The sequence below is a fragment of the Streptomyces endophyticus genome, from assembly GCF_035798155.1.
Classification (GTDB): domain Bacteria; phylum Actinomycetota; class Actinomycetes; order Streptomycetales; family Streptomycetaceae; genus Streptomyces; species Streptomyces endophyticus.
On sequence record NZ_JAOZYC010000132.1, the window covers coordinates 69,660 to 86,898 of the forward strand.

Sequence of the window (17,239 nt, forward strand, 5' to 3'; positions counted from 1 at the left end):
CCCCCGTTCGGTCTCCCCCAGGGTCCCCCGTCCTCACTCCCGCCCTTGCGGGCGAGAGGAGCGGCAAGAGGCACTCGATCCGTTCCGCCGCCCCGTGTCGGCGGTGCCGCATCCGTGCCCCTGTCCGTGTCCTCCACTCTCCCGTCTGCGCAGGTCGGGCCCCATCCGCGTACCTACTCATCTCCCCGACTAGGTACGGATACTCAGACGTGCGCGCTCAAGCCCAGGCGGACTCCGTGCCCGCACTCAGCGGACCACTGCAGCCGTGCGACCTGGCGGCGGTGTTGTCAGTGGTGGCGGATAAGGTCCCTGGCATGGCACGAATTGCGGTGATCGGCGCGGGGATGGGCGCCATGGCGGCCGCCGCTCGGCTGGCCGTCGCGGGCCACCGACCGGTGGTCTTCGAGCGCGCGTCGACATACGGCGGGTCGCTGGGCCGCCTCGATCGCGACGGCTTCGCGTTCGACACGGGCCCGGGGCTGCTCCATCTGCCCGCCGTCCAGCGGGACTTGTTCATCAAGACCGGCAAGGAGCCGCTGGAGGACCTCGTCGGCCTCACCCAGATCGAGCCCGCCGTGCGGCACGTCTTCGCGGACGGCACGACGACGGACCTGCCGAACGCGCGGCGGGCGGGCGTCGCCGAGGCGCTCGACGCGGCGGTCGGTCCGGGCGCGGGCGGGCGCTGGTCGGCGTTCATGAACCGCGCGCGGGAGGCCTGGGACCGCTCGCGGCGCCCGCTGCTCGAAGAGCCGCTGTGGCCGAACTGGCAGGTGCTGGCCGACCGCGAGCCGTACCCCTCGGTCGTGCACAAGCGGGTCCTGCGCAAGGACCGCGCGGCGGGGACCCTCGCGGAGATCGGCGCGCTCGAACTGGGCGGGGAGCCGCGACTGGTGGCGCTCCTTGAGCAGTACGCGCTGGCGTGCGGCCTCGATCCCCGTACCGCCCCCGCGAGCGCGGCCGTGCTGCCCTACATGGAGCAGACGTTCGGGACGTGGGCCGTGGCCGGCGGGATGCGGGCCCTCGCGGACGCCGTGCACGCGCGCTGCCTGCAGCGGAAAGTCGAGTTCAGATTCGGTTCGGCCGTCACCCGGATCGTGGAGAAGGACGGGCGCGCGGCCGGTGTGGAGCTGGCCGACGGCACGGTGGAGGAAGCCGAGTTCGTGGTGGCGGGCGTCGCTCCGGGCATGCTCAGTGGGCTGCTTCCGGGGCGGCCCGTGCGCGCCGAGGGGCCGTCCCAGCGCGAGTCGGCGTGGCCGAGCCGGCTGACCGTGCACCTCGCTCTGCGCGGGGCCCGGCCGCAGGACACCCCGCACCGCACGGTGGTGCACGCGGCGGACCGGGACGCCGAGTTGGCATGGCTCTTCGAAGGCGGCCCGGCACCTCAGAGACCGACGGTGGCGGTGCTGCGTACCGGTGACGCGGCGGCGGTGCCGGACGCCGAGCACGAGGCGGTGACCCTCACGGTGACCGTTCCGGCCCACGCGCGCGTGGGCGAGGACGACGTGGAGCGGGTCCTCGCGGCGGCCGAGCGTGCGGTGCCCGAGCTGCGCGAGCGGCTGCTGTGGCACGAGGTGCGCACCCCGCAGGACATCGCCGAGGCCACCGGAACCGAGGGCGGCGCCGTGCCCGCCCCCGCGCTCGCGGCGGCGGGCGGCAAGCTGCTGCACGCGTCGAACACCACGGCCCTGCCCGGCCTGACGACCGTGGGCGGCTGGTCCCACCCGGGCGGCGGGCTGCCGCACGCGGGCATGTCCGGCGCGCTGGTGGCGGGCCTGATCGTGGAGGGCCCGGGCTTCCAGGGCTCACAGTGAGCCGCGGGCGCCTGCGTGAACCGCGGGAGCCCCCGACGCAATGAGCCCCGAGCGCCTCAGCTGCTCGGGGCTCCGCGTTCAGTACCTGCGTTCAGTACCTGTGTTCAGTACCTGATTCAGTACCTGTACTGCTGCTCGTTGTATCCGTTGTTGTCGTATCCGGTGTTGTCGTACCCGTTGTTGTCGTACGCGGTGTTCGGGTCGTGCTGCGGGTACGACGGGTACTGCTGCTCGGGCGGCAGTTCACCGCCGTAGTCCTGCTGCCCGTCGCCGTTGCGCTGCTGCGGTACCCACACGCCGCCGGGGGGCGTCTCCCCGCCGTAGCCCGCCGCCGTCGCGTACGGGTCCGCGTAGCCCTGCCCGGTGGCGTACGGGTCGCCGTACTGGGGCTGCGCCGGGTAGGTCTGCGTCCCGATGTACGGGTCCGAGTACGGGGCGGCGTAAGGCTGCTGAGCCGGGTCATAGCCGTAGGCGTAACCCTGCTGGTCGTAGCCGTAGGACCCGGCGTCGTAGCCGTAGTCCTGCATCCCGGGTGCCGCCTGGGCGGTCTGGGCGTACGCCGCGTCCTGGTAGACGCCGTACTGGCTGGTGTCGTCGGGCATCGGCTCGGGGGCGTACACCGCCGTGCTCTCGGCCGCCGACTCCGGGACCGGCGCGTACTCCTGCCGGGCCGGCTCGAACTCCAGGTCCGAGACCTGGAGGGTCGGGTCCTGGTGCAGCTCCTCCCCGGAGCGGCGCTTACGGTCGACGCCCGGGACGCCCGGCACGCCCTTGAGCGACCAGCCCGCGGCGAAACCGCGGCGGAACGACAGCGTGACGTACGTCTGCCCGATCGCGAACGCGATGGCCCCGGCCCCGATGACGTACACCGAAGGCATCAGGACACCGAGCACGACTCCGAGGAAGCCGCCGAAGGCCAGCAGCCGCCAGCGCAGCCGTGCCTTGTACTGCAGCAGGACCTCACCGAGGAGCCACAGTGCCACCAGTCCGAACGCGACATAGAGGACCGCCCAGCCCATGTACGCCCCTCTCGTACGGCCGTAGCCCTTGTGGGTACGGCGAAATCAGCCCCGCTCGTGGTGCAGGTCCAGGTTCTCGTAAATCTCCAACGTCGCCGTGGAGTTGTTGAGGGTAATGAAGTGCAGACCCGGCACTCCCTCGTCAAGCAGCTTGGCGCAAAACTCCGTAGCGAACTCGATGCCAATGGAGCGTACAGCGGCTGGATCGTCTTTTGCTGTGAGGATTCGCTCTTTCAACTCCGGAGGGAAGTCCGCGTTGCTCAACTTGGGCAGGCGTTCGAGCATGCGCACACTCGTCACCGGCATGCATTCCGGGATGATCGGCGTCTCGCAGCCGGCCGCGGCGACCTTGTCGCGCAGCCGCAGATACTCCTCCGGGTTGAAGAACATCTGCGTGATCGCGTAATCGGCGCCCGCACGGCACTTGTCGACGAAGTGCCGCACGTCGGAGTCCCAGTCCGCCGAGCGCGGGTGCATCGAGGGGAATGCCGCGACGCCGACGCAGAAGTCCCCGGACTCCTTGATCAATTCAACGAGTTCGGCCGCGTACGTGAGGCCTTCGGGGTGCGAGATCCAGTCACCCATGGGGTCGCCGGGCGGGTCACCGCGCACCGCGAGCATGTTCCGGATCCCGGCGTCGGCGTACTGGCCGATGATGTTGCGCAGTTCGGCGACCGAGTGTTCGACGGCCGTGATGTGGGCCACCGGCGTCAGCGTCGTGTCGGCGACGATCTGCTGTGTCTCCTTGACGGTGCCCGCGCGCGTGGAGCCGCCGGCGCCGTACGTCACGGAGACGAAGTCGGGTGAGACCGCCTCGACCCTGCGCAGGGCGTTCCACAGGTTGCGCTCGCCCTTCGGGGTCTTCGGCGCGGAGAACTCGAACGAAAAAGCCGTCTTGCCGGGCGCGAGCATGTCGCGCACGGTGCGGGCACGATCAGTCCTGGTGGAAGCAGTACCTAGGGCCATACGGGCAGGTTACTGACCGATATCCAAAGCCCCTAATCCCCGTCCACCTTGCGGACAGGCGGGCGGGACGGCCGTTACCGGCGGGTTCCTCCGGGATCGCGCAGGTCACACGGCGCGCAGGCGCTTCGCGAACTCGGCCGCCGCGGCGGCCGGATCGTCGGCCTCCGTGATGGCCCGGACGACGACGGCCCTGCGGGCGCCGGCCTCCAGCACCTCGTCCAGATTCGTCAGGTCGATGCCGCCGATCGCGAACCAGGGGCGGTCCGTGTCCAGGCCCGCCGTGTAGCGCACCAGGTCAAGGCCGGGGGCGTACCGCCCGGGCTTGGTCGGGGTCGGCCAGCAGGGGCCCGTGCAGAAGTAGTCCACACCCTCCTGGACGGCGGCCGCGGCGGCCTCGTCCGCGGCGTGCGTGGAGCGGCCGATGAGCACGTCCTCGCCGAGGACGGCGCGGGCCGCGGGGACCGGCAGGTCGCCCTGGCCCAGGTGCAGCACGTCCGAGCGGGTCGCGTGGGCGACGTCCGCGCGGTCGTTCACCGCGAACAGCTTGCCGTGCCGGCGGGCGGCCTCGGCGAACACCTGGAGGTGCTCCAGCTCCTCGCCGGCCTCCATGCCCTTGTCGCGCAGCTGCACGATGTCGACGCCGCCGGCCAGCACGGCGTCGAGGAACTCCGGCAGATCGCCCTGGCGCCTGCGCGCGTCGGTGCACAGGTAGAGCCGCGCGTCGGCGAGCAGTGCGCGCCTGGAGTCCGCCATGAAGTCCCCCCGTGGGTCGTGCGGTGTCGGTGGCGTGCGCACCACGAGGGTCGCGGTGCGCACGCCGGACGGTTGTCAGGTCAGACGGCGAGCGCCTGGGCGCGACGCTTCACCTCCGTGCCGCGATTCTCGCTCAAGGCCTGCGCGGGCGTGCCCGGCAGGGTCGGGTCGGGGGTGAAGAGCCACTCCAGCATCTCTGCGTCGCTGAAGCCGTCGTCCCTCAGAACCGTCAGGAGGCCGACGAGCCCCTTGACGATCTTGTCGCCGTCGATGAAGGCGGCGGGCACGTGCAATGCCCTGTTCTCACCGCGGCGCACGGCGATCAGCTGGCCTTCCTTGACCAGCTGCCGCACGCGCGTCACCTCGACATCGAGGTGTTCCGCGATGTCGGGGAGGTTGAGCCAGGCAGGGACGAGAGCATCGATCTTTGCGTCAATCTCGGTCACAGGACAAGCGTGCCATCCCGGACTGACACTCGGAAGCCGGGCCGGTGCGGATGGGCCACGACTCCTCCCGTTTGCCCCCGTCTGTCACGCCTTGGGTGCCACCGCGGACTTCAGCGGGCGGGCCGGATCCGCGAGGAGCTCCGGGTCGAGCACGGTCCCCGCCTGGATGAGCTTGCGCCCCTGGGCCAGGTCACGCGGCTTCCCGACGGCGAGGACCGCCACCAGGGCACCGTCCCGCAGCCAGCACACCGACCAGGCGGCACCGGCGGGGTCGCCGCGCCACACCGTCGCGTCGGCGCCCGCGTGGTGCCCGGCGTACTGCACGAACCGGCCGAACTGCTCGGACCAGAAATAGGGCACCGGGTCGTACACCGCCGGGGTCTCGCCGACGATGTTCGCCGCCACCGTGCGCGGCCCCTGCAGCGCGTTGTCCCAGTGGTGGACCATGAGGCGCTCTCCGTAGCGCGCCGAGGGGAACGAGGAGCAGTCCCCCACCGCGTACACGTCGGGCACGGAGGTGCGCAGCCCGTCGTCCGCGAGGACCTCGCGGTGGGCGCCCAGCTCGATGCCGGAGCCGGCCAGCCAGCGGGTGGCGGGGCGGGCTCCGATGCCGACGACGACGGCTCCCGCGGGCAGCCGCGTGCCGTCGTCGAGGACCACGACGCCGGGCTCGACGCGCTCCACGCGCGCGCTGGTGCGCAGCCGGGCTCCGGCGTCGGCGTACCAGGTAGCCATGGGGGCGGCGATCTCGGCGGGCAGCGCCCCGGCCAGCGGCCGCTCGGCGGCCTCCACCACCGTGACCCGGCAGCCGGCCTCACGGGCCGCGGTGGCGAACTCGGCGCCGATCCAGCCGGCGCCCACGACCACCACGTCCTGCTGCCCGGCGAGGACGGGCCGCAGCCGCTCGGCGTCGTCGAGCGTGCGCAGCAGGTGCACTCCGGGGGCGGATCGCGCGCCCGGCAGCTGGACGGGTTCGGCGCCGGTCGCGACGACCAGCACGTCGTACGGGACCGGCCCTTCGGCCGTGTCCAGCTCGTGGTCACCGGGCCGCAGCCCCGTCACCTCGCGGCCCAGCTCCAGGGAGACGCCGAGCGCCTCGAAGTCCACGTCGAAGGCCGAGCCCTCGGCCTTGCCGAGCAGCACCGCCTTGGACAGCGGAGGCCGGTCGTACGGCTGGTGGGGTTCGGCGCCGAGCAGCGTGACAGCGCCGGTGAAGCCCTGTTCGCGCAGCGCGACGGCGGTCTGCACACCGGCCATGCCCGCGCCCACGATGACGACGTTCCGCTGCCCCGAAGGCGCTCCGCTCCCGCTCCGCTGCTCACTCACGGGATCACTTTAGGCACCTGATCTTGCGTCAGTCAGCGGCCTGGGCCACTCCCGCGCCGTGACGTCCTGCACATGTGCCAGCGGTTTATCGATCAAGGAAAAGGGCGCCGCTCCGGCGTTCATGCCGGTCCGGCGAGCTCCTCGACCACGCTGGTGCCGCTGCCCTGCTGCGACTCCCACTCCCAGGTCTCGTCGAGGCGCACCCGGCCGTCGGGGAGCTCGGACACGGTCGAGACGCAGTGCCCGGAGGAGGTGGTTCCGTCGGTCTTCAGCTGGACGTAGCGGAAGTCGATCCGGTCCCCGGCGCGCGTGCCCACGAGGTGCCCCTCCACGACATCGCCGCCTACGTAGGCGGCGGAAATACGGCCGTCCCGCTCCCGGTACGTGAAGCGGGTCCGCGTGCCCACCTGCCCCGGGGCCTGGTCGGCGACAGGGGACAGAACAAGACCGTCGAGAGAACGGGCCACGGGCTGAGACTCCCTTACTGGAGGCCATGGTGAACGGCTAGGGTGGCCAACGTAGAGCACTCGCGGGAGCCCGTACGCAGCGGGCTGAGAGGGAGGCTGGAGCGGCCTTCGACCGTACGAACCTGATCCGGGTCATACCGGCGAAGGGAGGGGCTTGACGCCCATGTCGTCCATGCCTTCAACGCACCCCGTCCACCCGCACACCTGCGACGTCCTTGTCGTCGGTGGCGGCATCATCGGTCTGGTCACCGCCTGGCGGGCCGCGCAGCGCGGCCTGTCCGTCGCGGTCGCGGACCCCGAACCCGGCGGCGGGGCCGCCCAGGTGGCGGCCGGAATGCTGGCCGCCGTCACCGAACTCCACCACGGCGAGCAGACGTTGCTCGGCCTGAACCTCGCCTCCGCACGCCGCTACCCGGACTTCGCGGCCGAGTTGTCGGAGGCCACCGGGCAGGACCTCGGCTACCGCGCGTGCGGCACGCTCGCGGTCGCGCTCGACGCCGACGACCGCGCCCACCTGCGCGAACTGCACGCGCTGCAAACGAAGTCGGGGCTCGAGTCCGAGTGGCTCTCGGGCCGCGACTGCCGCCGCCTGGAGCCGATGCTCGCCCCGGGCGTGCGCGGCGGACTGCGCGTCGACGGGGACCACCAGATCGACCCGAGAAGGCTCGCGAGCGCCCTCGTGACGGCCTGTGAGCGCTCCGGCGTGACCTTCCACCGGTCGTGGGCCGAGAGGCTCTGTGTCGTCCGCGACCGGGCGCGCGGCGCGGTCCTCGCCGACGGCACCGAACTCGCCGCGGAACAGGTGGTGCTGGCCGCGGGCAGCCGCGGCGGACAGCTCGCGGGCGTGCCCGACGCGGTGCTGCCGCCGGTGCGCCCCGTCAAGGGCCAGGTGCTGCGCCTGACGGTGCCGAAGCGGTACGCGCCCTTCCTCAGCCGCACGGTCCGGGCGGTCGTGCGCGGCGGCAACCTCTACCTGGTGCCGCGCGTCAACGGCGAACTCGTGGTGGGCGCGACCAGCGAGGAACTCGGCTGGGACACCACGGTCACCGCGGGAGGCGTCTACGAACTCCTGCGGGACGCCCACGAACTCGTCCCCGGCATCACCGAACTCCCGCTCACCGAGACCCGCGCGGGCCTGCGCCCCGGCTCCCCCGACAACGCCCCGCTCCTGGGACCGACCGCCCTGCCCGGCCTCCTCCTGGCGACCGGCCACTACCGCAACGGCGTGCTCCTGACGCCGATCACCGGCGACACCATGGCGCACGTCCTGACCACCGGTGAACTCCCTGAAGAGGCCCGCCCGTTCACGCCGAAACGCTTCGGCACCGCCCTCGTGGAGCAGCCCGTATGAACGTCCACGTCAATGGCGAGCCGCGCACGGTGACCGCGGGCATCACGCTCGACCTCCTGGTCACCACGCTCACCACCGCGCCCGGGGGCGTCGCCGCCGCCCTCAACGAAACCGTCGTCCCCCGCACCCAATGGCCCGCCACGGCGCTCTCCGAAGGAGACCGCGTCGAGGTCCTCACGGCCGTACAAGGAGGCTGAACCGTCCATGGCCGACGACACTTTCGTCCTCGGGGGCGACCCGTACTCCTCGCGCCTGATCATGGGCACGGGCGGAGCACCCAGCCTCGACGTCCTGGAGCGCTCCCTGGTGGCCTCCGGAACCGAACTCACCACCGTGGCGATGCGCCGCGTGGACGCGAGCGTGCACGGCTCGGTGCTCTCCGTCCTGGAAAAACTCAACATACGGGTGCTGCCCAACACGGCCGGCTGCTTCACCGCGGGAGAGGCCGTACTGACGGCCCGCCTCGCGCGCGAGGCACTCGGCACGGGCCTGGTGAAGCTGGAGGTCATCGCCGACGAGCGCACCCTGCTGCCCGATCCGATCGAGCTGCTCGACGCCGCGGAGACGCTGGTGGACGACGGCTTCACGGTCCTGCCCTACACGAACGACGACCCGGTTCTGGCCCGCAAGCTGGAGGACGTCGGCTGTGCGGCGATCATGCCGCTCGGCTCCCCCATCGGCTCCGGGCTCGGCATCCGCAACCCGCACAACTTCCAGCTGATCACCGAGCACGCGCGCGTACCGGTGATCCTGGACGCGGGCGCCGGCACGGCATCCGATGTGGCACTCGCCATGGAACTCGGCTGCGCGGGTGTGATGCTCGCCTCGGCGGTGACCCGCGCGCAGGAGCCCGTCCTGATGGCCGAGGGCATGCGGCACGCGGTGGAGGCGGGCCGCTTCGCGTACCGGGCCGGGCGCATCCCGAAGCGGCACTTTGCGGAGGCGTCGTCTCCTGCGGAGGGGCGGGCGGTGCTTGATCCGGAGCGCCCGGCGTTCTCGGCGGCCCGCACCGTGTGACGGACACGGGGCTCTGCCCCGGACCCGCGCCTCAACCGCCGGCGGGGCTTGAGAGTGGTCACAGCTGTGCTGCAGGACGGGCCCAGTCCTGCGGCACGGAAGCTGCGTGTCGGTGACTCCTCGTACACTCGCCTGCGTGGACACGACCCTTCAGGACCCGTTGCTCGGGCACGTGCTCGACGGCCGGTACCGCGTCGACGCACGCATCGCGGTCGGCGGGATGGCCACGGTCTACCGGGCCGTGGACACCCGCCTCGACCGCGTGCTCGCGCTCAAGGTGATGCACCCCTCGCTGGCCGCCGACGCCTCGTTCGTGGACCGTTTCATCCGCGAGGCCAAGTCGGTGGCCCGCCTCTCGCACCCCAACGTCGTGGGGGTGTACGACCAGGGCACCGACGGCGCGTACGTGTATCTGGCGATGGAGTACGTGGCCGGCTGCACCCTGCGTGACGTACTGCGCGACCGGGGAGCGCTGCGGCCCCGCGCCGCCCTCGACATCCTGGAGCCGGTCCTCGCCGCACTGGGCGCGGCCCACCGCGCGGGCTTCGTGCACCGCGACATGAAGCCGGAGAACGTCCTGATAGGGGACGACGGCCGGGTCAAGGTGGCGGACTTCGGCCTGGTCCGCGCGGTGGACACGGTCACGAACACGACGGGGGCGGTCCTCGGCACGGTCTCGTACCTGGCGCCCGAGCAGATCGAGAACGGCACGGCGACAGCGAGCGTCGACGTCTACGCGTGCGGTGTCGTGTTCTACGAAATGCTCACGGGAGGCAAGCCGCACGCGGGCGAGTCCCCCGCCCAGATCCTCTACAAGCACCTTCACGAGGACGTGCCCCCGCCCTCGGCCGCGGTCCCCGGCCTCCCCTTCGAGCTCGACGAACTGGTCGCGTCGGCGACCGCGCGCACCCCCGAGGTGCGCCCGCACGACGCCGTGGCGCTGCTCGCGCAGGCCAGGTACGCCCGGTCGACGCTCACCGATGCCCAGCTGGACGCGGTGCCGCCGCAGGCCCGCGATACGGCGTACGTGGGGGCCGACGACCGTACGAGTGTGATCCCGCGCGCGGTGGGCACGCCCGTACAGCTGCCGCTGCCCACGGACTCCGCGGGCCAGGCACGGCTCAACCGGACGAGCCGCCTGGAGATGCCGCCGTCCCCGCCGCCCGCGGCCCCCGGACCGGCGCGCGGCAGCGCTCGCGGCCGCGGCCCGCAGCGCCGCACCCTCGCGATCCTCGCGGCCGTCCTGCTGGTCCTCGGTGTCGGCACGGGCGTCTGGTACATCAACTCGGGCCAGTTCACGAAGGTCCCGTCCGTCCTCAACCAGACGCAGACGCAGGCCGAGAAGCGGCTTGCCGGCGCGGGCCTGGAGAGGGGCACGGTCGCCCGCGAGTACAGCGACACGTACAAGCGCGGCACCGTGATGGACAGCGACCCGGGATCCGGCGACCGCATCCGCAGCGGCGGCTCGGTGGACCTGACGGTGTCCAGGGGCTCGAAGACCGTGAAGGTCCCCGACCTCAGCAGCACCCCGCTGGGCACGGCGAAGAGCGACCTCAGGAAGCGGGACCTCGAACCCGGCATGACCACCAAGGAGTTCAGCGACGAGATCGCCAAGGGCTCGGTGATCCGCACGGATCCCGACGCGGGCAAGACCCGCAAGGCCGGTTCCGCCGTCGCCCTGGTCGTCTCCAAGGGCTCCCCGATCGACGTCCCCGACGTCACGGGCGAGTCCGAGCAGGACGCCATCGCCGACCTGGAGGACGCGGGTCTGAAGGCCGAGATCTCCACGAAGCGGGTCAACTCCGAAGAGGACAAGGGCAGCATCGCCCAGCAGTCCCCCGCCGAGGGCAAGCAGCTCGCCGAGGGCGACACGGTGACCCTCACGATCTCCAAGGGCCCCGTCATGGTCGAGGTCCCCGACGTCACGGACCTCAAGGTCGACGAGGCGAAGTCGCAGCTCAGCGCGGCGGGCTTCGAGGTGGAGGAGAACCGCGGCCTGCTCGGCCTGTTCGGCGACACGGTCAAGAGCCAGTCGGTGGAGGGCGGCGACGAGGCCCCGAAGGGCTCCACGGTCACGATCACCATCCGGTAGCGGCAGCCCGGCCCCTGGCGTTCGGCGGCCCATGACACCCTGGGCCGGGTGAACAGCAGCATCCGCAATCCGATCGGCGGCCATGTCCCCGTGGCCGGCGGCCTCGCGACCGTAGGGCTCTCCTACGCCCGCGACCTCAAGGCCGAAACCGTCCAGGTCTTCGTGGCCAACCCCCGCGGCTGGGCCACCCCGCCCGGAAACCCCAAGCAGGACGAGGACTTCCGCGACCGGTGCGCCGCGGAGAACATCCCGGCGTACGTCCACGCCCCGTACCTGATCAACTTCGGTTCGCACACCGAGGCGACCGTCGACAGGTCCGTGGACTCCCTGCGCCACTCGCTGCGCCGGGCCCGCGCGATCGGCGCCCTCGGCGTCGTCGTGCACACCGGCTCCGCGACCGGCGGCCGGGACCGCGACGTCGCCCTCGCGCAGGTCCGCGAGCGCATGCTGCCGCTGCTCGACGAGCTGACCCACGACGACGATCCGTTCCTGCTCCTGGAGTCGACCGCGGGCCAGGGCTCCTCGCTCTGCTCGCGCACCTGGGACTTCGGCCCGTACTTCGACGCCCTCGACCGCCACCCCAAGCTGGGCGTCTGCCTCGACACCTGCCACATCTTCGCGGCGGGCCACGACCTCACGGGCCCGGCCGGCATGAAGCAGACCCTCGACCTGCTCGTGGACACGGTCGGCGAGGGCCGGCTCAAGCTGATCCACGCCAACGACTCCAAGGACGTCGTGGGCGCCCACAAGGACCGGCACGAGAACATCGGATCCGGTCACATCGGCGAGGACCCGTTCCGCGAACTGCTTGCCCACCCCGCGACCGAGAACGTTCCCCTGGTCATCGAGACGCCCGGCGGCAAGGAGGGGCACGCGGCCGACGTCGCGCGCCTCAAGGAGCTTCGCATCTGAGGAATACCCCTAGGGGGTATATGGGTTCCCCCTGGTGACAGCATCCGCAGCGACCACTGGGGGAACCATGCGGCACCAGACGCACACCGGGCACGAACACCACGGCGCACACGGCACCGGCGGCAAGGTCACCTGGTCCATGGCCGCCCAGGCCACCCTGCACTGCCTCACCGGCTGTGCCATCGGCGAGGTCCTCGGCATGGTGATCGGCACCGCGTTCGGCTGGGGCAACGTACCGACGATGGTCCTGGCGATCGCGCTCGCCTTCTTCTTCGGCTACGCGCTCACGCTGCGCGGCATCCTGCGCGCGGGCGTCGACTTCAAGACGGCCTTCCGCGTCGCGCTCGCCGCGGACACCCTGTCCATCGCGGTCATGGAGCTGATCGACAACGGCGTCATCGTCCTCTGGCCGAACGCCATGGACGCCCACCTGTCGGACGCCCTGTTCTGGGGCGCGCTCGCCGTCTCGCTGGCGATCGCCTTCGTGGTGACGACCCCGGTCAACCGCTGGATGATCGGCCGCGGCAAGGGCCACGCGGTGGTGCACCAGTACCACTGACCCCCAGGGGGTACATCGCGGCCTGGCGAGGGCCCGGAAGACGGACCTAGAACTCGGGCCCTTCTCCGGGCCCCTCCTGGTACGAATACCGCTGCTCGCGCCACGGGTCGCCCACGTTGTGGTACCCGCGCTCCTCCCAGAACCCGCGCCGGTCCGCCGTCATGTACTCGACGCCGCGCACCCACTTCGGGCCCTTCCAGGCGTACAGATGGGGCACGACGAGGCGCAGCGGGAAACCGTGCTCCGCGGTGAGCAGCTCGCCGTCCTTGTGCGTGGCGAAAATGGTCCGCTCGGAGACGAAGTCGGACAGTCGCAGGTTGGACGAGAATCCGTACTCGGCCCACACCATCACATGGGTGACATCGGGCCCGGGAGGGGCGAGCTCCACGATCGTGGAGGCGCGCACGCCGCCCCATTCGGCGGCGAGCATGCTGAACTTCGTGACGCAGTGCAGATCGCCGACCACGGTCCCGTACGGCAGCGCCGAGAACTCCTCGTGGTTCCAGCAGTGCTTGTCACCGTCGGCGGTCGAGCCGAAGACCCTGAACTCCCAGCGCTCGGGCCGGAACTTGGGCACCGGGCCGTAGTGCGTGACGGGCCAACCGCGCTGCAGACGCTGCCCCGGTGGAAGCTCCGGCTGCACTGCTCCCCCAGACTCGCGACCCACCGGATGACCCATGGCTCCATCCTGACAGACCTGGAGCAGTGGACGTGACCACGCCCACCCCGCCCGGACCTGCCAAGAGCGTTGATTCGGGCAACTCCTACTAAGCATGCACTTACTGGACGCACTCCTGTGCCGGTGCAAGGATGCGCGAAACCTGCCCAGTAACCGCTTGGAAGGAGCCTCTGCGATGCAGGGCGACCCCGAGGTCATCGAGTTTCTCAACGAGCAGCTGACGGCCGAGCTGACGGCGATCAATCAGTACTTCCTGCACGCGAAGATGCAGGACAACTTCGGCTGGACGAAGCTCGCGAAGTACACGCGCTCCGAGTCGTTCGACGAGATGAAGCACGCGGAGGTGCTGACCGACCGGATCCTGTTCCTGGACGGTCTGCCCAACTACCAAAGGCTCTTCCACGTCCGGGTCGGCCAGACGGTCACCGAGATGTTCCAGGCGGACCGGCAGATCGAGGTCGAGGCGATCGACCGTCTGAAGCGGGGCATCGAGGTGATGCGCGGCAAGGGCGACATCACGTCCGCGAACATTTTTGAGTCGATCCTCGAGGACGAGGAGCACCACATCGACTACCTGGACACGCAGCTGGAACTGGTGGAGAAGCTGGGTGAGGCGCTGTACATCGCGCAGCTCATCGAGCAGCCGGACAGCTAGGCGGCCTTCGGCATTTCCGTCGGCGGCGCGAGGGCCGCGGTCGCCTCGCCCTGCTCGACGAGCTCCCGGCGGGGGCACGCGCTCCGGCCGAGCAGCGCCTGGATCCGGCGGACGCACGAGCCGCAGTCGGTGCCGGCCTTGCAGGCCGACGCTATCTGGCGGGGGGTGCAGGCACCGTCCTCCGCGTGCTTCTTGACCTGCGCCTCGGTGACACCGAAGCAGTTGCAGACGAACACGCGGTTCACCTCCCGGTCGGACTGTCGTCGGGACTCATAGGAAACGCCGTCCCGATTGATCGGTGAGGCTAACCTAACCTTACCCGGCCGACCAGAAGCACAAAAGTGCCGTGGGGCGCGGATCTCTGTGATCCGCGCCCCACGGCGTTACGTACAGCGAGCGACGCTCACTGGTCGCGGTACATCTCCGCCACCAGGAACGCCAGGTCGAGCGACTGGCTGCGGTTCAGGCGCGGGTCGCAGGCCGTCTCGTAGCGCTGGTGCAGATCGTCGACGAAGATCTCGTCGCCGCCGCCCACGCACTCGGTGACGTCGTCACCGGTGAGCTCGACGTGGATGCCGCCCGGGTGCGTGCCGAGCGCCTTGTGGACCTCGAAGAAGCCCTTGACCTCGTCGAGCACGTCGTCGAAGCGCCGGGTCTTGTGACCGGAGGCCGCCTCGTACGTGTTGCCGTGCATCGGGTCGGTGATCCAGGCGACCTGTGCGCCGGACGCCGTGACCTTCTCGACCAGCTCGGGCAGCTTGTCGCGGACCTTGTCGGCGCCCATGCGGACGATGAAGGTCAGCCGGCCGGGCTCGCGGTCGGGGTCGAGGCGCTCGATGTACTGCAGCGCGTCCTCGGCCGTCGTCGTCGGGCCGAGCTTGATCCCGATGGGGTTGCGGATCTTCGAGGCGAACTCGACGTGCGCGTGGTCCAGCTGACGCGTGCGCTCGCCGATCCAGACCATGTGGCCCGAGACGTCGTACAGATTGCCCGTACGCGAGTCCACGCGGGTCAGCGCCGACTCGTAGTCGAGCAGCAGCGCCTCGTGGGAGGCGTAGAACTCGACGGCCTTGAACTCGGCCGGGTCGGTACCGCAGGCCTTCATGAAGTTCAGCGCGTTGTCGATCTCGCGGGCGAGCTTCTCGTAGCGCTGCCCGGAGGCGGACGCCTTCACGAAGTCCTGGTTCCAGGCGTGCACCTGGCGCAGGTCCGCGTAGCCACCGGTGGTGAAGGCACGCACCAGGTTGAGCGTGGAGGCGGAGGCGTTGTACATCTGCTTCAGGCGCTCGGGGTCCGGGACGCGCGCGGCCTCGGTGAACTCGAAGCCGTTGACCGAGTCGCCGCGGTAGGTCGGCAGGGTCACGCCGTCGCGGGTCTCGGTGTTCTTGGAGCGCGGCTTGGAGTACTGGCCCGCGATGCGGCCGATCTTCACGACCGGCACGGAGGCCGCGTACGTGAGGACGGCGCTCATCTGGAGCAGCGTCTTCAGCTTCGCGCGGATGTGGTCCGCGGAAACGGCGTCGAAGGCCTCGGCGCAGTCGCCGCCCTGGAGCAGGAACGCCTCTCCCTTGGCGACGGCCGCCAGGCGGTTGCGCAGCTGGTCGCACTCGCCGGCGAAGACGAGCGGCGGATACGACTCGAGGTCCGCGATCACATCGCGCAGAGCCTCGGCATCGGGGTACTCGGGCTGCTGCGCCGCGGGCAGGTCTCGCCAGGTGTTGCCAGCGCTTGCGCTGGTCTTAGCGTTCACGGTCACCTCGTAAACACTACGGGGTCGACCCGCCGGTCCATTCCCCCGCTCATCTTTTGAGACGGACCCGACACGTCTGAGCCGTCCTGCCCGGCCATCGGGTACGGTGACGCTCATGTTCGCGCAACTTCTGCACCGCACCTGGTGGTGGACCGCACATCCGGCGGCCCACTGATTGCGCGTACCTGAAACCGCGAAGGCCGCCCGAGGGGCGGCCTTCAGTGTTTTCACGGGCTGTTCCTCCCTGACGACTCCCGAAGTCAGCGACTCCCGAAGTCGCCGGAAGGAACCTCCCTCATGCTGGACGCACTGCTCACCGACGACCGACCCTTCGCCCTCCTGCGCCGCCGCACACCCGGCCGCGAGCACGACACGGTCGAGGTCCTGGTCGGTCAGGTCGGCGCGTACGAACGCCTGGCCGACATCCCCGAAGGGCTGGCCCTCGTCCCCTTCCGGCAGATCAGGGAGCGCGGCTTCGACGTCCGCGACGACGGCACCCCGCTCACGGTCCTCACCCCCGAGGAGTCGTACGAGCTCCCGCTCGCCGAGGCCCTGGAACAGCTCCCTCGGCACGACGTGGACGTCCGTGACGGCGGCTTCGACGTCGACGACGACGCGTACGCGGACATCGTCGGCCGGGTGCTGCGCGAGGAGATCGGGCAGGGCGAGGGCGCGAACTTCGTGATCCGCAGGACGTACGAGGGTGAGATCGCGGGGTTCTCGCGGGCCGACGCCCTCGCGCTGTTCCGGCGGCTGCTCGACGGGGAGCGGGGCGCGTACTGGACGTTCGTCGTGCACACCGGGGACCGGACGCTGGTGGGCGCCAGCCCCGAGGTGCACGTCCGGATGTCCGGCGGCACCGTCGTCATGAACCCGATCAGCGGCACGTACCGTTACCCGGCCGAGGGCCCGACGCCCGAGCACCTGCTGGACTTCCTCGCCGACGGCAAGGAGATCGAGGAGCTGTCGATGGTCGTCGACGAGGAGCTCAAGATGATGTGCACCGTCGGCGACATGGGCGGTGTCGTGGTCGGTCCGCGGCTCAAGGAGATGGCGCACCTCGCGCACACCGAGTACGAGCTGCGCGGCAGGTCGACGCTCGACGTGCGGGACGTCCTCAAGGAGACGATGTTCGCGGCGACCGTCACCGGCTCACCCGTGCAGAACGCCTGCCGGGTCATCGAGCGGCACGAGGTCGGCGGCCGCGGCTACTACGCGGGCGCGCTCGCGCTCGTCGGCCGGGACGCGGGCGGGGCGCAGACGCTCGACTCCCCCATTCTGATCCGCACCGCCGACATCGACGCCTCCGGGCACCTCCGGGTCCCGGTCGGCGCGACGCTCGTGCGTGGCTCCGACCCGGCGAGCGAGGTCGCGGAGACGCACGCCAAGGCGGCCGGTGTGCTGGCCGCGCTCGGCGTGCGTCCGGCGCGCCCGCG

The 17,239-nt window shown here is 70.9% G+C and carries 18 protein-coding genes and 1 riboswitch; of the genes, 9 read left to right on the forward strand and 9 right to left on the reverse strand.

What is annotated here, in order from left to right:
- Positions 1 to 314 precede the first annotated feature (314 nt).
- Positions 315 to 1,811, forward strand: coding sequence for a phytoene desaturase family protein (locus tag OKJ99_RS23190; RefSeq protein WP_326019286.1), 1,497 nt, complete (start codon positions 315 to 317; stop codon positions 1,809 to 1,811).
- 116 nt (positions 1,812 to 1,927) lie between these two features.
- Here the strand turns inward: OKJ99_RS23190 and OKJ99_RS23195 are convergent, their stop codons facing one another.
- The 6 genes from OKJ99_RS23195 to OKJ99_RS23220 all read right to left on the reverse strand — a co-directional run bounded on the left by OKJ99_RS23195 (position 1,928) and on the right by OKJ99_RS23220 (position 6,788).
- Positions 1,928 to 2,830, reverse strand: a complete 903-nt coding sequence (locus OKJ99_RS23195) for a hypothetical protein (RefSeq protein ID WP_326019287.1) — start codon at positions 2,828 to 2,830, stop codon at positions 1,928 to 1,930.
- 45 nt (positions 2,831 to 2,875) lie between these two features.
- Entirely contained in the window at positions 2,876 to 3,796 is a 921-nt protein-coding gene (metF, locus tag OKJ99_RS23200; RefSeq protein ID WP_326019288.1) for a methylenetetrahydrofolate reductase [NAD(P)H], read from the reverse strand.
- A 105-nt stretch (positions 3,797 to 3,901) separates the two neighbouring features.
- Positions 3,902 to 4,549, reverse strand: a complete 648-nt coding sequence (gene thiE / locus OKJ99_RS23205) for a thiamine phosphate synthase (protein ID WP_326019289.1) — start codon at positions 4,547 to 4,549, stop codon at positions 3,902 to 3,904.
- An 80-nt stretch (positions 4,550 to 4,629) separates the two neighbouring features.
- The gene (locus OKJ99_RS23210) at positions 4,630 to 4,995 is read right to left on the reverse strand and encodes an Rv2175c family DNA-binding protein (protein ID WP_326019290.1); all 366 of its coding nucleotides are present in this window, start codon (positions 4,993 to 4,995) and stop codon (positions 4,630 to 4,632) included.
- An 84-nt stretch (positions 4,996 to 5,079) separates the two neighbouring features.
- Complete coding sequence (locus tag OKJ99_RS23215) at positions 5,080 to 6,321, reverse strand: NAD(P)/FAD-dependent oxidoreductase (RefSeq protein ID WP_407700747.1); 1,242 nt, start codon at positions 6,319 to 6,321, stop codon at positions 5,080 to 5,082.
- Positions 6,322 to 6,440: 119 nt separating this feature from the next.
- The gene (locus tag OKJ99_RS23220; protein WP_326019291.1) at positions 6,441 to 6,788 is read right to left on the reverse strand and encodes a hypothetical protein; all 348 of its coding nucleotides are present in this window, start codon (positions 6,786 to 6,788) and stop codon (positions 6,441 to 6,443) included.
- Positions 6,789 to 6,840: 52 nt separating this feature from the next.
- Positions 6,841 to 6,954: riboswitch (TPP riboswitch) on the forward strand.
- 6 nt (positions 6,955 to 6,960) lie between these two features.
- Here OKJ99_RS23220 and thiO point away from each other — a divergent pair.
- The 6 genes from thiO to OKJ99_RS23250 all read left to right on the forward strand — a co-directional run bounded on the left by thiO (position 6,961) and on the right by OKJ99_RS23250 (position 12,719).
- Entirely contained in the window at positions 6,961 to 8,139 is a 1,179-nt protein-coding gene (gene thiO, locus OKJ99_RS23225; protein ID WP_326019292.1) for a glycine oxidase ThiO, read from the forward strand.
- Positions 8,136 to 8,336 (forward strand): sulfur carrier protein ThiS, encoded by a 201-nt coding sequence (thiS, locus tag OKJ99_RS23230; protein WP_326019293.1) that lies wholly within the window; start codon positions 8,136 to 8,138, stop codon positions 8,334 to 8,336. The genes thiO and thiS overlap by 4 nt, the downstream gene beginning before the upstream one ends.
- A 7-nt stretch (positions 8,337 to 8,343) precedes the next feature.
- Entirely contained in the window at positions 8,344 to 9,156 is an 813-nt protein-coding gene (locus OKJ99_RS23235) for a thiazole synthase (protein ID WP_326019294.1), read from the forward strand.
- Positions 9,157 to 9,292: 136 nt separating this feature from the next.
- Positions 9,293 to 11,248, forward strand: a complete 1,956-nt coding sequence (pknB, locus tag OKJ99_RS23240) for a Stk1 family PASTA domain-containing Ser/Thr kinase (protein ID WP_326019295.1) — start codon at positions 9,293 to 9,295, stop codon at positions 11,246 to 11,248.
- A gap of 48 nt (positions 11,249 to 11,296) precedes the next feature.
- A complete protein-coding gene (locus OKJ99_RS23245; RefSeq protein WP_326019296.1) occupies positions 11,297 to 12,160 on the forward strand; it encodes a deoxyribonuclease IV in 864 nt (287 codons plus the stop codon).
- 67 nt (positions 12,161 to 12,227) lie between these two features.
- Positions 12,228 to 12,719, forward strand: a complete 492-nt coding sequence (locus OKJ99_RS23250; protein ID WP_326019297.1) for a DUF4396 domain-containing protein — start codon at positions 12,228 to 12,230, stop codon at positions 12,717 to 12,719.
- A 46-nt stretch (positions 12,720 to 12,765) separates the two neighbouring features.
- On the opposite strand, the gene OKJ99_RS23255 is transcribed toward OKJ99_RS23250, so the two are convergent.
- Positions 12,766 to 13,398 carry a sulfite oxidase-like oxidoreductase gene (locus tag OKJ99_RS23255; RefSeq protein ID WP_326019298.1) on the reverse strand — a complete coding sequence of 211 codons (633 nt, stop codon included), beginning with the start codon at positions 13,396 to 13,398 and terminating at the stop codon, positions 12,766 to 12,768.
- 175 nt (positions 13,399 to 13,573) lie between these two features.
- On the opposite strand from OKJ99_RS23255, the gene bfr reads away from it, so the two are divergent.
- Entirely contained in the window at positions 13,574 to 14,053 is a 480-nt protein-coding gene (gene bfr, locus OKJ99_RS23260) for a bacterioferritin (protein WP_326019299.1), read from the forward strand.
- Here bfr and OKJ99_RS23265 read toward each other — a convergent pair.
- Both OKJ99_RS23265 and OKJ99_RS23270 read right to left on the reverse strand, forming a co-directional pair.
- Positions 14,050 to 14,298 (reverse strand): (2Fe-2S)-binding protein, encoded by a 249-nt coding sequence (locus OKJ99_RS23265; protein ID WP_326019300.1) that lies wholly within the window; start codon positions 14,296 to 14,298, stop codon positions 14,050 to 14,052. The genes bfr and OKJ99_RS23265 overlap by 4 nt on opposite strands.
- 158 nt (positions 14,299 to 14,456) lie before the next feature.
- Positions 14,457 to 15,809, reverse strand: coding sequence for a class II 3-deoxy-7-phosphoheptulonate synthase (locus tag OKJ99_RS23270; protein ID WP_326019301.1), 1,353 nt, complete (start codon positions 15,807 to 15,809; stop codon positions 14,457 to 14,459).
- Between the two features lie 291 nt (positions 15,810 to 16,100).
- On the opposite strand from OKJ99_RS23270, the gene OKJ99_RS23275 reads away from it, so the two are divergent.
- A partial coding sequence (locus tag OKJ99_RS23275) for a chorismate-binding protein (RefSeq protein ID WP_326019302.1) occupies positions 16,101 to 17,239 on the forward strand: 1,139 nt, incomplete at its 3' end.

What these genes read in the sequence shown, in the direction of transcription:
- metF (WP_326019288.1), bottom strand. Translation starts at nt 3,796, where the DNA reads ATGGCCCTAGGTACTGCTTCCACCAGGACTGATCGTGCCCGCACCGTG.
- OKJ99_RS23195 (WP_326019287.1), bottom strand. Translation starts at nt 2,830, where the DNA reads ATGGGCTGGGCGGTCCTCTATGTCGCGTTCGGACTGGTGGCACTGTGG.
- bfr (WP_326019299.1), top strand. Translation starts at nt 13,574, where the DNA reads ATGCAGGGCGACCCCGAGGTCATCGAGTTTCTCAACGAGCAGCTGACG.
- thiE (WP_326019289.1), bottom strand. Translation starts at nt 4,549, where the DNA reads ATGGCGGACTCCAGGCGCGCACTGCTCGCCGACGCGCGGCTCTACCTG.
- thiS (WP_326019293.1), top strand. Translation starts at nt 8,136, where the DNA reads ATGAACGTCCACGTCAATGGCGAGCCGCGCACGGTGACCGCGGGCATC.
- OKJ99_RS23255 (WP_326019298.1), bottom strand. Translation starts at nt 13,398, where the DNA reads ATGGGTCATCCGGTGGGTCGCGAGTCTGGGGGAGCAGTGCAGCCGGAG.
- OKJ99_RS23250 (WP_326019297.1), top strand. Translation starts at nt 12,228, where the DNA reads ATGCGGCACCAGACGCACACCGGGCACGAACACCACGGCGCACACGGC.
- OKJ99_RS23235 (WP_326019294.1), top strand. Translation starts at nt 8,344, where the DNA reads ATGGCCGACGACACTTTCGTCCTCGGGGGCGACCCGTACTCCTCGCGC.
- thiO (WP_326019292.1), top strand. Translation starts at nt 6,961, where the DNA reads ATGCCTTCAACGCACCCCGTCCACCCGCACACCTGCGACGTCCTTGTC.
- OKJ99_RS23190 (WP_326019286.1), top strand. Translation starts at nt 315, where the DNA reads ATGGCACGAATTGCGGTGATCGGCGCGGGGATGGGCGCCATGGCGGCC.